9 protein-coding genes, 1 tRNA gene and 1 pseudogene are annotated in these 14,009 nt (G+C 64.2%); 9 read left to right on the top strand and 2 right to left on the bottom strand.

All coding sequences use genetic code 11. From position 1 onward, the window contains the following. Positions 1-17 precede the first annotated feature (17 nt). Complete coding sequence (locus tag C0606_14415; GenBank protein ID PLX36472.1) at positions 18-797, bottom strand: DeoR/GlpR transcriptional regulator; 780 nt, start codon at positions 795-797, stop codon at positions 18-20. Between the two features lie 203 nt (positions 798-1,000). On the opposite strand from C0606_14415, the gene C0606_14410 reads away from it, so the two are divergent. The 9 genes and pseudogenes from C0606_14410 (at position 1,001) to C0606_14370 (ending at position 12,995) form a co-directional block, all read left to right on the top strand. Beyond that, positions 1,001-1,966, top strand: a complete 966-nt coding sequence (locus C0606_14410) for an ABC transporter (protein ID PLX36616.1) — start codon at positions 1,001-1,003, stop codon at positions 1,964-1,966. 129 nt (positions 1,967-2,095) lie between these two features. Further along, positions 2,096-3,154, top strand: coding sequence for an ABC transporter ATP-binding protein (locus C0606_14405; protein PLX36471.1), 1,059 nt, complete (start codon positions 2,096-2,098; stop codon positions 3,152-3,154). A 3-nt stretch (positions 3,155-3,157) separates the two neighbouring features. Continuing rightward, on the top strand, positions 3,158-5,191 hold the full coding sequence (locus tag C0606_14400) for an ABC transporter permease (GenBank protein ID PLX36470.1): 2,034 nt from the start codon (positions 3,158-3,160) through the stop codon (positions 5,189-5,191). A 9-nt stretch (positions 5,192-5,200) separates the two neighbouring features. After that, positions 5,201-6,103: a choline kinase gene (locus C0606_14395; GenBank protein PLX36469.1), complete on the top strand. Its 903-nt coding sequence runs from the start codon at positions 5,201-5,203 to the stop codon at positions 6,101-6,103. Between the two features lie 4 nt (positions 6,104-6,107). Then, positions 6,108-8,549 (top strand): FAD-dependent oxidoreductase, encoded by a 2,442-nt coding sequence (locus C0606_14390; GenBank protein ID PLX36468.1) that lies wholly within the window; start codon positions 6,108-6,110, stop codon positions 8,547-8,549. Positions 8,550-8,561: 12 nt separating this feature from the next. Next, positions 8,562-10,985, top strand: coding sequence for a sarcosine dehydrogenase (locus tag C0606_14385; GenBank protein PLX36467.1), 2,424 nt, complete (start codon positions 8,562-8,564; stop codon positions 10,983-10,985). Between the two features lie 25 nt (positions 10,986-11,010). Further along, a pseudogene (locus C0606_14380) lies at positions 11,011-11,955 on the top strand (LPS biosynthesis choline kinase). A 21-nt stretch (positions 11,956-11,976) separates the two neighbouring features. Continuing rightward, entirely contained in the window at positions 11,977-12,750 is a 774-nt protein-coding gene (locus tag C0606_14375; protein ID PLX36466.1) for a histidinol phosphate phosphatase, read from the top strand. A 169-nt stretch (positions 12,751-12,919) separates the two neighbouring features. Continuing rightward, positions 12,920-12,995: transfer RNA gene (locus tag C0606_14370), tRNA-Lys, on the top strand. Positions 12,996-13,097: 102 nt separating this feature from the next. Here C0606_14370 and C0606_14365 read toward each other — a convergent pair. After that, positions 13,098-13,880 carry a hypothetical protein gene (locus C0606_14365; GenBank protein PLX36465.1) on the bottom strand — a complete coding sequence of 261 codons (783 nt, stop codon included), beginning with the start codon at positions 13,878-13,880 and terminating at the stop codon, positions 13,098-13,100. Positions 13,881-14,009 lie beyond the last annotated feature (129 nt).

The following is a 14,009-nucleotide window of genomic DNA, read 5'->3' as shown; positions in this document are numbered from 1 at the left end:
CGAGGGGGCTCGCCGCCTCACACCCTCGGCAGGTCGCCGGCGATTTCGACGCGGGTACCGGCGTGGCGCAGCTTTTCGGCGATGTCGTCGGGCGGCGCGCGGTCTGTCACAAGCCGGTCGAATTCGTCGAAGCCGGCGACCCGTACCAGGGCGGCGCGGTTGAACTTGGTGTGGTCGGTGATGACGATCCGCTCCTGACCACAGGAGAGGACCGTGCGGGCGAATTCGGCCTCGGCCAGGTGGTAGTCCATCAGCCCGAGATCGGCATCCATGGCGGCAATCGAGATGATGGCGTGGCGGACGCGGAAGTCGGCGATGAAGGCGATCGCCGACCGGCCGAACGCAGCACCGTTGTCGCCGTGCAGTTCGCCGCCGGCCATGTAGACGCGGTTGCCGTTGACGGTGGAGAGCGTACGGGCGACGTCAGAGGAATTGGTGACGATGGTCAGCCCGGTCTTTCCGAGCAGTTCGCGCGCCAGAATGCTCGTCGTCGTGCCGGTGTCCATCATCACGCTGTCGCCGTCGGCGATGCCGGTGGCGAGGTGGCTGGCGATGCGCCGCTTCTCGTCCTCGTTCTCGCGCATGCGCCGCTCGAAAGGCGCCTCGCTCGGCGGCGGGCCTGACAGGCTGATCGCGCCATGAACCTTGACCAGATCGCCGGCATCGACCAGCGGACGGATGTCGCGGCGCACGGTTTCCAGCGACACGCCGAGGCTGTCGGCAAGGTCGGCAATGCGCACTGTGCCGCGCTGGCGCGCCGAGCTAAGAATGCTGGTTTGGCGTTTCGACAAGGTCATGTGGCTTTGGAGCCTTATTTCTTGGCAATTGCTAAAATAATGACCGAATAAACAGCAGAAAACCACAAAAATATCTAGCAATCCCACACAAAAACCACAAATCGATTGACTCGAGGCTCGCGTGAACGACACACTTCCGTCACGGAGGGCGGCAGGGCGCGGACGTTCCACGCCGGATCCTCCCAACACGGAGGGTGATCAACATGCGCAAGACGACTTTTCGCTCGGCCCTGATCGCAGGCCTTCTGGCCGCGACCGGTATTGCCACCGCGTCGCTGCCGGCATCGGCCGTCGAATCAAACGATCCGATCAAGCTGACCCTGCACGACTGGACCGGCCAGCTCGTCACCACGAAAATCATGGGTGAGGTGCTGAAAAAGGCCGGCTACACGATCGATTACGTGCAGGCCGACTACATCGCGCAGTTCGCGGGACTGAAGACCGGCGACCTCGATGTGGCGATGGAAATCTGGGAAACCACCGGCCGCGAGGCGATGGATGAAGCGACCGGCACCGGCAAGGTCGAGAACCTCGGCGAGACCGGGATGCAGGCGATCGAGGAATGGTGGTTCCCGTCCTACATGAAGGAAGTTTGCCCGGGCCTGCCGAACTGGGAAGCGCTGAAGGACGAGAAGTGCGCCGAAGCCTTCGCGACGGCCGAAACCGCGCCGAAGGGCCGTTATCTTGGCGGGCCGGTGACTTGGGGCGGCTTTGACGACGAGCGCGTCGAGGCGCTGGAACTGCCGTTCGAAGTGGTTCATGCCGGCACCGACGCGGCGCTCTTTGCCGAACTCGAATCCGCCTATCAGCGCAAGGCGCCGATCATGCTGTGGGTCTATGCCCCGCACTGGGCGCCGGTGAAGTATGAAGGCGAATGGGTCGAGTTCCCGAAATACTCCGCCGAGTGCTACTCGGATGCCTCGACCGGCGTGAACCCGGATCTCGCCTATGACTGCGGCAAGCCGCGCGGGCCGATCTGGAAGGTTGCGTGGTCGGGCGTCAAGGACAAGTGGCCGGGTGCCTACAACGCGATCAAGGCGTTCAACATCAACAACGACGAGATGGGCGCGATGGTCGCCGACGTCGATCTGAACGGCAAGAGCGTCGACGACGTGGTTGCCGACTGGATGTCGAAGAACGAAGCGCGCTGGTCCACCTGGATCAAGTAGTGCGGGAAACCGGCGTCGCGGAGCCGTCTTTCGAAGGCGGCGACCGCGGCGGCGGCACCCTGATCCAAGCGCGGGCCGGTCCGCTGGCCCCCTCACTTTCCTCGCATCGCCCGGCGGGTGCCCCAAACGATGTCCACTGATCCGTTCCTTGCGGACGCGGAGCGTCCTGTCAAACTCGAATGCCGCTCGGTCTGGAAGCTGTTCGGCGCCGATGCCGAGGACTTCCTGAAAAGCCAGGCGCATGATGCGCTCGACAGCGCGGCGCTGGCCGAAGCCGGCCTGATCGGTGCGGTGCGCAACGTCAATCTCAGTGTTCGCGAAGGCGAGATCTTCGTCATCATGGGCCTGTCGGGCTCCGGCAAGTCGACGCTGGTGCGCTGCATGTCACGGCTTGTGGAGCCGACCGCCGGCCAGATCATGTTTCATGACGAGGACCTTCTGGCGGCAAGCCCGAAGCGAATGATCGAGATCCGTCGTCACCGCATGGGCATGGTGTTCCAGCATTTCGCCCTGCTGCCGCATCTCAGTGTGCTCGACAATGTCGCCTTTCCGCTCGAGATCCAGGGCGTCGACCGGGCGACGCGCGAAGAGCGGGCGACAAAGATGATCGACCTTGTCGGCCTGTCCGGCCGTGAAGGGTTTTTCCCGCGCGAATTGTCCGGCGGCCAGCAGCAGCGCGTCGGCATTGCGCGCTCGCTCGCCGTCGAGCCGGAACTGTGGTTCCTCGACGAGCCGTTCTCGGCGCTCGATCCGCTGATCCGGCGCGAGATGCAGGACGAGTTCATCCGCCTGCAGGCGGTGCTGCAGAAGACCATCATCTTCATCACCCATGATTTCGACGAGGCGATCCGGCTCGCCGACCGCATCGCCATCATGAAGGACGGCATGGTCGATCAGGTCGGCACGCCGGAGGAGCTGGTGATCAGCCCGGCGACCGACTACGTCGCCGAATTCACACAAGCCGTCAGCCGCGGCAAGGTCATGCAGGTGCATTCGATCATGAAGCCGGTCGACAGCGCGCCGGCCGATGCCGGGTCGCTGCCGAGCGTCGGTGGCCATGCGCGGGTCGCCGAAGCCGCGCCGCTGTTCACCGACGGTGTCGAGCAGCTCGCCGTGGTCGACGGTCAGGGCGCCGTGCGCGGCCTTCTCCATCGCGACGACGTGGTCGCGGTGATGATGCAGGGCTGAGCGATGAGCACCGCATCCGGCCCCGCTCCCCTTTCAGCGCAAGACAGCGCGCGACGGCCGTTCCCGCTGAACCGGCAGGGGCTGTGGCTTGCCGCGCTGGCCGCCTTCACCGTGTTGTGGCTGTTCGGCAAGCCCTATGTCGGCTGGGCCTTCAAGGTGCCGCGGGAAATCCGTATCCCGCTGCGCCGCTGGATCGGCGATTTCATGAAGTGGCTGGTCGACGACGCGACCTTCGGCCTGTTCACCTTCACGGACCTGACGCGGTTCCTCGCCGATCTCATCGATTTCCCCTATCGCATCGCGCTCAGCTTTCTCTCGACCGGCCTCCTGTCGGGCCAGGGATCGAGCGCGGTGCAACTGGTGCCGCCGCTGACCTGGGTCGCGGTGATCGGACTGGTCGTGCTGATGGGGCTGTATGCGGGCGGCTGGCGATTGGCGGCGCTGGTCGGTGCGGCATTCGGCTTCATCGCGATTTTCGGCCAGTGGCATAACGCCATGATCACGCTTGCGTCGATCCTGATCGCCGTGCCTCTCGGGGTCGGCGGCGGCCTCCTTTTGGGCATTGCCGGCTTCCGCTGGCGCTGGTTCGAGATGCTGTTGAAGCCAGCGCTCGACCTGATGCAGACGGTTCCGGTGTTCGCCTATCTGGTGCCGATCCTGTTCCTGTTCGGCTTCGGGCCGACGGCGGCTGTCGTCGCCACAATCATCTACGCGCTGCCGCCGATGACGCGCATCACGATGCTGGCGCTTGCCGGTGTGCCGCACGAGGTGCGCGAGCTCGGCCAGATGGTCGGCTGCTCGCAACGCCAGATCACCTGGCGGGTGATGGTGCCGTCGGCGATGACCGGGCTGATGGTCGGCGTCAATCAGGTGATCATGCTGTCGCTCAATATGGTGATCATTGCCTCGATGATCGGCGCCGGCGGGCTTGGTTACGAGGTGCTCGCCGCACTGCGCCGTCTCGATATCGGCACCGGCATCGAAGCGGGCATGGCAATCGTCGCCCTCGCTATTGCGCTCGACCGGCTGAGCCAGGCCTTTGCCCGCAAGACGCAACGGCACGCCGATCCTGAAGCCGCGAAGCGCGGTTTCGTTGCCCGCCATCCCTATACGGTCGCCTCGCTGGCGCTGGTCATCGTCAGCGGGCTCATCGGGCTCGTACTCGCGCCGGTGCAGGACTATCCGGAAGCGCTGCAGCTCTCGACCGGCACGTTCTGGTCGGATCTGGTGAAGTGGATCAACATCAACTATTTCGACCAGCTCGAAGGCTTCAAGAACTTCCTGCTGCTGAACATTCTGATCCCGTTCAAGCGCTTTCTCGTCAGTTTGCCGTGGTTCGGGGTGACGCTGCTCGTCGGCCTTGCCGGCTGGACGCTCGGCGGCTGGCGGTTGGCACTGCTGACGACCGGGCTTGCCTATCTCGTTGCCGCCACCGGCCAGTGGGAAAAGGCGATGATCACCGTCTATCTGTGCGGTATCTCGGTGGTGATCGCGGCGCTTATCGGCATTCCGATCGGCATTGTCGCGGGCGAGCGGGCGCGGCTGTGGAAGGTGGTCGAGGTGATCATCGACACGCTGCAGACGCTGCCGTCTTTCGTCTATCTGATGCCGGCGGTGATGCTGTTCCGGGTCGGCGATTTCACGGCGATGATCGCGGTCGTCGCCTATGCCGTCGCTCCGGCGATCCGCTACACCGCGCACGGGCTGCGCCATGTCGATCCCAATCTGGTCGAGGCCGGTACGGTTGCCGGCTGCACCCCGTGGCAGTTGCTCACCAAGATCAAACTCAAGCTCGCGCTGCCCGAGATCATGCTCGGCATCAACCAGACCATCATGCTGGCGCTGTCGATGCTGGTGATCACGGCGCTGGTCGGTACCCGCGATCTCGGCCAGGAGGTCTATATCGCGTTGACCAAGGCCGACACCGGCCGCGGCCTCGTCGCCGGCCTGTCGGTCGCCTTCATCGCCATCATCGCCGACCGGTTGATTTCGGCGGGCGCCGACCGGGTGCGGGCGCGGCTCGGGCTGGAGAGGTAGGAGGAAACGATGACCGCTTTGGAGGTGCCGGCCGCCGTCGATATCCGTGTTCGCTCATTGCCGATCTGGCAGGGCGATCTTTCCTGGGAGGTGCTGAAGGGCGGGCTGTCAAACACCAGCTACATGGTCGGCGACGGGCGTACCCGGGTGGTGGTGCGGCTCGGCGAGGACTATCCGTTCCATCATGTCTATCGCGAGCGCGAGGTGATGGCGTCGAAGGCGGCGGCCCATGCCAGTTTCGCGCCGGAAGTGCTCGACGCGGCGCCGGGCGTGATGGTGTCGCGCTTCATCGACGGCAAAACCTATTCGGGCGACGATGTGCGCGCCAATATCGACCGGGTCGCGACGCTGGTCCGCCGCTTCCACACCGAGATGCCGGGCCATGTCAGCGGTGCCGGCTTCATCTTCTGGGTCTTTGCGGTCATTCGCGACTACGCCCACACGCTGACCGAGGGCGGTTCGCGGCTGGCCGAGCGGATGCCGGAATTCGTCGCGCTTGCCGAATCGCTCGAAGCGCTGCAGGTGCCGCTGCCGATCGTGTATGGCCATCACGATTTGTTGCCTGCGAACCTGATCGACGACGGCGAAAAGCTCTGGCTGATCGACTTCGAATATGCCGGCTTCGGCACGGCGATGTTCGATCTCGCCGGGCTCGCCTCCAATGCCGGTTTCTCGCAAGCCGAGGCCGAGCATCTGCTCGGCGTCTATTTCGACCGCACCCCCGACGCCAACCTCATCCGCAGCCACGCCGCCATGCAGTGCGCCTCGCTGTTGCGCGAGGCGATGTGGAGCATGGTCTCGGAACTCTATCTCAACGCGCCGGGCGCCGACTATGTCGCCTACACGGCGGAAAACCTCGCGGCGCTCGAAGCCTCTCTCGACGCTTACCAAACCCGTTTCGGAAAGGTCTGACCCCATGTCCGTTCCCGCACAGGCCCAGATCGTCGTCATCGGCGGTGGCATCATCGGTTGCTCGACCGCCTATCATCTGGCCCGCGATCACAAGGCCGAGGTGGTGCTGCTCGAACAGGGCCAGCTCACCTCCGGCTCGACCTGGCATGCGGCGGGCCTCGTCGGCCAGCTGCGTTCCTCGGCGTCGATCACCCAGGTGCTGAAATATTCGGTCGATCTCTACAAGAATCTCGCCTCCGAGACCGGGCTCGAGACCGGCTGGAAGATGACCGGCTGCCTGCGCCTTGCCTGCAACGAGGATCGCTGGACCGAATACAAGCGGCTGGCGACGACGGCGGGCAGCTTCGGCATGGACATGCAGCTGATGTCGCCGTCCGAGGTCAAGGCGATGTGGCCGCTGATGTATGTCGACGATCTGGTCGGCGCGAGCTTCCTGCCGACCGACGGTCAGGCGAGCCCCTCCGACATCACCCAGTCGCTGGCCAAGGGCGCGCGCATGCACGGGGTGAAGATCTTCGAGGGCGTTGGCGTCACCGGATTCACCATGGATGGCGATCGCATCACCCATGTGGAGACGACGGCCGGGCCGATCGCCTGCGAGACGGTGGTCAACTGCGCCGGGCAATGGGCGCGTCAGGTCGGTGCGATGGCCGGCATCAACGTGCCGCTGCAGCCGGTCAAGCACCAGTTCATCATCACCGAGCAGGTCGAGGGGCTGGCGACCAACGCGCCGACGGTGCGGGATCCCGACCGCAAGACCTACTTCAAGGAGGAGGTCGGCGGGCTCGCCATGGGTGGCTACGAGAAGAACCCGATCCCATGGACGACCGGCGATGTGCCGAACAATTTCCAGTTCCAGCTGTTCGAGGACGACTGGGACCACTTCGAGCAGCATCTGGTCGAGGCGATCGCGCGCGTGCCGGCGTTGGAAAACACCGGCGTCAAGCAGATGATCAACGGGCCGGAGAGCTTCACGCCGGACGGCAATTTCATACTCGGGCGGGCGCCGGAATGCGCCAACATGTATGTCGGTGCGGGCTTCAACGCGTTCGGTATCGCGTCCGGCGGCGGCGCCGGCTGGGTGCTGGCGCAATGGGTGATCGACGGCGAAGCGCCGCTCGATCTGTGGTCGGTCGATATCCGCCGCTTCTCGAGCCTCTACGAAGATCGCCAGTGGGTCTGCGACCGGACGCTCGAAGCCTATGGCAAGCACTACGACATCGGCTTTCCGCATGTGGAATACGAGACCGGGCGGCCGCGCATCGTCTCGCCGTTGTACGAACGCCTCAAGGGTCATCGTGCGGTGTTCGGCTCCAAGCTTGGCTGGGAACGGCCGAACTGGTTCGCGCCGGAGGGCATGGAAGATCGCGACATCTATTCGATGGGCAAGCAGAACTGGTTCGATCCGGTGGGCAAGGAGCACGAACTCGTGCGCGAGTCGGTCGGCCTGTTCGATCAGTCGTCCTTCGCCAAATACGAACTGACCGGCAAGGATGCGCTCGCCGCGCTGGAAAAGGTCTGCTCGAACAAGATCGGCAAGCCGGCCGGGCGGCTGACCTACACCCAGATTCTCAACACGCGCGCCGGCATCGAGGCGGATCTCACCGTCGCGCGGCTCGACGAGGAGCTGTTCTACGTCGTCACCGGCACCGGCTTCCGCACCCACGACAAGGCGTGGATCGAGGAGCACATCGCGCCGGGGCTCGACGTGACGCTGACCGATGTGACCGAAGAGTTCGGCACGCTGTCGCTGATGGGCCCGAATGCGCGCAAGGTGCTTGAAGCCGTCACCGATGCGGATGTCTCCAATGAGGCCTTCCCGTTCGGCCATGTGCGCATCGTCGATATCGCGGGCGCGCCGGTGCGTGCGCTGCGCGTCACCTATGTCGGTGAGCTCGGTTGGGAGCTGCATGTCCCGCTCGGTGCCACCGGCGAGGTGTTCGACGCGCTGATGGCCGCCGGCGTCCCTTACGGCATGCGGCCGGTCGGCTACCGGGCGATTGAATCGCTGCGGCTCGAAAAAGGCTACCGCGCCTGGAGCAGCGACATCACGCCGAACGACAATCCGTTCGAGGCCGGTCTCGGCTGGGCGGTGAAGCTGAAATCGGACATCGATTTCGTCGGTCGCGGTGCGGCGGAAAAGGCCGCCAACAGCCCGCTGACGAAGAAGCTCGCCTGCTTCACCGTCGACGATCCGGAGGTGGTGCTGCTCGGCCGCGAGACGATCCTCAGGAACGGCGAGTTCGCCGGCTATCTCACCAGTGGCGGCTTTGGCTACACGGTTGGCAAGCCGATCGGCTACGGCTATGTGCGCAACGCCGAGGGCGTCGATGACGACTATATCGCCGCCGGCACCTACGAACTGGTGGTCGCCACCGAACGGGTCCCCGCGACCGTGCATCTCGGCCCGCTCTACGATCCGGGCATGAAGAAGATCAAGGCGTAGGGGCGGGCGATCATGGCGATCCAAGCGGACAGGCACGTCCATATTCTGATCATCGGCGGCGGCGCGATCGGCACCTCCGTCGCCTATCACCTGGGACGCGGCGGCGCGAAAGACGTGCTGCTGGTGGAAAAACTGCAGCTCACCAATGGCGGCACCTGGCACGCAGCGGGTCTTGTCGGCCAGTTGCGCGGCAAGAAGAACCTGACGCGGCTGATGCAGAACTCGGTCGCCGTGTTCGACCGGCTCGGCGAGGAGGCCGATGCGGCCATCGACTGGAAGAAGGTCGGCTCGCTGCGTCTTGCCTCCAGCCCGGAACGGTGGAGCGAGATCCGCCGCTCGATGACGCAGGCGAAAAGCTTCGGCGTCGAGTGCCACGATCTGAGCGCGGCGGAAGCCAAGAAGCTGTTCCCCTATATCGATCCGGAAGGGGTCGAGGGTGCGGCCTTCATCCCCGGCGACGGCTATGTCGACCCCTATGCGCTGACGCACGCCTTCGCCAAGGCGGCGCGCAAATATGGCGTGAAGATCGAGGAAGGCGTTACCGTCACCGAGGTGTTGGTCGAGGGAAGGCGCGCGGTCGGCGTCGTCACCGATCACGGCACCATCGGCTGCGATATCCTGGTCAACTGCGCCGGTCTGTGGGCCAAGCGGGTCGGCGAGATGGCGGGCGTGTCGCTTGCCGCCGGCGTCGTCGAGCACCAGTATTTCCTGACCGAAAAGTCACTCGATTTCGCCGCGGATCTGACCACGTTGCGCGATCCAGACAAAAATTTCTATCTGAAGCCCGATACCGGTTCGTTTGCCATCGGCGGCTGGGAAGATGGCACGAAGGGCTGCTGGCGCGGCAAGCCGCCGCTCGAGTTCGGCCGCGAGTTGTTCCCGGAAAATCTCGACCGGCTGGCGCTGTTCGCAATGCCGGCTTCCGAGCGTCTGCCGGTGCTCGACGAGACCGGCATCCAGACGATCATCAACGGCCCGATCCCCGTGTCTGCGGATGGCGAGCCGATCATGGGGCTGGCGCCGGAGCTCGACAATTTCTACGTCGCCTGCGGTTTCACGGCGGGTATCGCCGCGTCCGGCGGTGCCGGCGAGGCGCTCGCCAACTGGATCCTCGAAGGCGATCCGGGGATGGATCTTTGGGCGTTCGACGTGCGCCGCTTCGGCCCGGTGCATGCTCAAGGGCGTTATCTCGAAGAGCGGGCGATCACGGCCTATGGCAGCTACTACAAGATCCACTGGCCGGGTGAGGAATCAGACGCCGGGCGGAACCTGCGCCTGTCGCCGCTGCATCAGCGGCTGAAGGAGGCCGGCGCGGTGTTCGGGTCGCGGTTTGGCTGGGAGCGGCCGAACTGGTTCCCGCGTGAAGTAGACGAGAAGCACGACATTCCGAGCTTCGAGGACAAGCCGAACTGGTTCGACGCGGTCGGCGAGGAGGCGCGCGCGATCCGCGAGCGGGTGGCGCTGATCGACCAGACGTCGTTCTCGAAATATGAGGTGACCGGTCCGGGCGCGCTCGCCGCCCTGCAGCGGATTGCCTCCAATGTCGTTCCGCAGGAGCCCGGGCAGGCGGTCTATACGCAGCTCTGCAACGAGAGCGGCGGCATCGAGGCGGACCTCACCATCGTGCATGCCGGTCCGGAGCGCTTCCTGATCGTCACCGGCTCGGGCTTCGGCATTCGCGACAGCCAGTGGATCGCGACCCATCTGCCGGACGACGGCAGCGCGACCCTGCGCGATGTCACCGGCGCCTATGCGGTGATCAATATCTGCGGGCCGAAGGCGCGCGAGGTTCTCGCGTCGGTCAGCGACAGCGACCTCTCGAACGAGGCGATGCCGTTTCTTGCGGCGCGCGAAATCGAAATCGGCAATGCGACGGCGCTTGCGGTGCGCATCGGCTATGTCGGCGAGCTCGGCTACGAGATGTATGTGCGCCAGGAATTCGCCGCTCATGTCTACGACAAGCTGTGGGCGGCGGGCGAGGCGCATGGCATCGCCAATGTGGGTTACCGCGCCATCGACTCCTGCCGGCTCGAAAAGGGCTATCTCTACTGGTCCGGCGATATCGGCCCCGACTACAATCCGTATGAGGCCGGGCTCGGCTTTTGCGTCGCGCTGGACAAGGGCGACTTCATCGGCCGCGAAGCGCTTGCCGCGATCAAGGAGAAGGGCGTCGAGCGGCGGCTTGTTACCTTCACGCTCGACGGGTTCGTGCCGCTGCATGGCGGCGAGCCCATTCTGTACAAGGGTGAGATGGTCGGTTCGCTGACCAGCGCCGGTTACGGCCATGCGCTCGGCAAGTCGATCGGCTTCGGTTATCTGCCGATCGGGCTCGTCAAGGAGACCGAGTTCATCATCGAGGCGTTCGGGCAGAGCCATGAGGCGACGCGCGGGCCGCGCACGCTGTACGATGGCAAGATGGAACGACTGAAGGTGTGAGAACGATGACAGGAGGATTGGACGGATGACCGAAACGGGTGACATCGCTGCGGCCCGGGCCGCGCTTTCGGGCATTCCCGCTTTCGCCGGCATCGACGCCTCCAGCGTTGCCATCGACCGGCTCGGCGGGCTGACCAATCTGGTGTTCCGCGTCGCCGTCGGCGACGATGTCTGGTGCCTCAGACTGCCGGGCAAGGGGACGGAAGAATATATCGACCGCGCGAACGAGGCGGTTGCGGCGGAAGAGGCGGCCAAGGCCGGCGTCAGCCCGGAGGTCATTCATGTCGACGCGGCAAGCGGCGTGATGGTGACCCGATTCATCGACGGTGCGGTGACGATGACGCCGGACGTTTTCCGCGAACGTGCCGGATCGCCGGGACGTGCCGGCGAAGCGTTCGCCCGCCTGCATGCGTCGGACGCGGTCTTCCCGTTCCGCTTCGAACTCTTTTCGATGATCGACGATTATCTGAAGTTCCTCTCGACCAAGACCGTCGACCTGCCCGAGGGCTATCATGACGTGCTGAAGGAGGCGGAGACGGTGCGTGCCGCGCTCGATGCGCATCCGCTGCCGTCTGCGCCGTGCCATTGCGATCCGCTGTGCGAGAACTTCCTCGACACCGGCGAGACCATGTGGATCGTCGACTGGGAATATTCCGGCATGAACGATCCGATGTGGGATCTCGGCGATCTGTCGGTCGAGGCCGGTTTCGACGATGCGCAGGACATGGAGATGGTACGCGCCTATTTCGGCCGCGAACCGAAGCCGGACGAGATGGGCCGCATCATCATCTAAAAGGCGATGTGCGACCTGCTGTGGACGTTGTGGGGGCTGATCCAGCACGCCAACGACAACCCGGCGGATGATTTCTGGGCCTATTCGGTCACCCGTTTTGAGCGCTGCAAGGCGCTGATGGCGACGTCGGGCTTTGCCGGGTATGTGGCCGCGGTCGCTGCCGGGCCGTCGGCCTGATGTCTTTGTGAAGGATACCCGATGGCGGATGCCAGCTACCTCGACGCCGTCTACGAAACGGGCCTTGCGGCGCTGAAAGCCGCATCGTCCACCTCGCTCGCCCGCTTCCGCAAGCCGATCGACATCGACCTGAAAGACGACGAATCGCCGGTCACCGTCGCCGACCGCGAAGCCGAAGCCGCGGCGCGGGCGGTGCTCGACGCGCGCTTTCCCGAGCATGGGTTTTTCGGCGAGGAAAGCGGATCGCGCGAGGGCGCCGGTGGCACCTGGATCGTCGATCCAATCGACGGCACGAAGAGCTTCCTCTTGGGCAATCCGCTCTATGGCTGCCTGATCGGTTATCTCGAAGGCGAGCGGGCCGAGGTCGGTTTCGCCGGCATGCCGGCGCTCGGTGAGGTGTGGAGTGCGGTGCGCGGGCGTGGCGCCTTTCTCGATGGCGCCCGGATCACGGTGAGCGGCTGCGAGCGTCTGTCCGAGGCCGCGCTTCTCACGACCTCGCCGGACTTTTTTGCCGGTGATCAGCTGGCGGTGCTCGAACGGGTGTCGGGCCGGGCGCGGTTCCGTCGTTATGGCGGCGATTGCTACGTCTATCTCTGCGTTGCCGCAGGCTGGGCCGATGTCGCGATAGAGGCGAGCCTGCAGCCTTACGACTACCTGCCGCTGGTGCCGATCGTCGAAGAGGCGGGCGGGGTGATCACCGACTGGCAGGGCAATCCGCTGACGCTGTCCTCAGACGGGCGTGTCGTCGCTTCGGCAACGCGGGCGTTGCATGACGAGGTGCTGGCGCTGCTGTAGCAGGCCTGCAAATCGGCGCTTTGCCGGGTGTCGCTGTTTTTTGCACTTTTGATGACACGGAAGATGTTGCAAAACGTCTCGGCGGTCCCTATAAGACGGCCATCGTCACCGGCAAGTGCTGGAGACGAGCGGATAGAGCTGGCCTGAAACTCGTGCCAGCATCGGATCCGGGCGCATAGCTCAGTTGGTAGAGCAGCTGACTCTTAATCAGCGGGTCCAAGGTTCGAGTCCTTGTGCGCCCACCAATCCTTCGAAACATTTCGTGTTGGTGGAACGGTGAAGCCGGGTGATGCGGCGTTGCCGTCCTTTGGCGTGTCTGCCTTTCCGCCTTGTCGCGTCGCTGCGGCTTAATGGTCGACCAGGCGGTGGCGCAACAGGCGCTCGAGCAGCAGGGCGAAGAAGATCAGAATCCCCAGCGAGGCGTAGATGACATTCGGATCGCAGAACTTGCTTTCGAACCCGGCATAGTAGCCGCTGCGGATCCACTCCGTGCAGTGAAGGAGTGGATTGTAATAGAAGTATTTTTTCGCTTCGACGGGCAGCGAGTCGGCAAGGAAGAAGATGCCCGAGAGCAGGAACAGCGGCCGGGTGATGATCGTGGACAGGCGCTCCCAGCTGTTAAACACGGAGGAAATCGACGCGAAGATAATACCGATCGTCAGGCCATAGAGCGCCATGAACACCATCGGCAGGAAGGTGTTGAACCAGTCGTGCGGCAGGCCTTCGCCGAAGAACAAATGAAAGAAACCAAAAAACAGCAGCAAGGCCATCATCATCGTCGCGAGCTGCAGCAGCGCCGGTGCGATGTAGATGTCGAGCGGCTGGATGACGGGAAAAAACAACAGGTTCTTGCTTGTTTTGATGGCCCTGTTGGTTTGCATCTGGGTGTTTGAATAGGCCCGGAAGGGAATCACGCCAGCCGCGAAGAAAAGAACATAAGATTCGCCAAGAGGCGCGGTGCGTCCGATGAGCTGGAAGAACAGCGAGAGAATCGCGATCATGCCGAGCGGTTCCAGCAGCGCCCAGAGGTAGCCGGCCGCCTGTGTGCTGAACTGGGTCTGCATGTTGCGCAGCGCCATGGCCCAGATGTTGCGGCCGGTGACGCGCAGCGATGCGACGAAGGAACTCATTGGTTGAACGGTGCCTGAGTCAGGTTTCTTTGTCTTGGAACTTGGCTGCCGGGAGCGGCGAAACGCCGTTCATTCTCTTCGTCCGGCCAGTGCTTTATCGCGAAACATTACGGTGCAAATCGGGCAGGC

The sequence above is a fragment of the Hyphomicrobiales bacterium genome (assembly GCA_002869065.1).
GTDB lineage: Bacteria > Pseudomonadota > Alphaproteobacteria > Rhizobiales > Rhodobiaceae > Rhodobium.
This window is presented reverse-complemented; position numbering and strand designations above follow the sequence as displayed.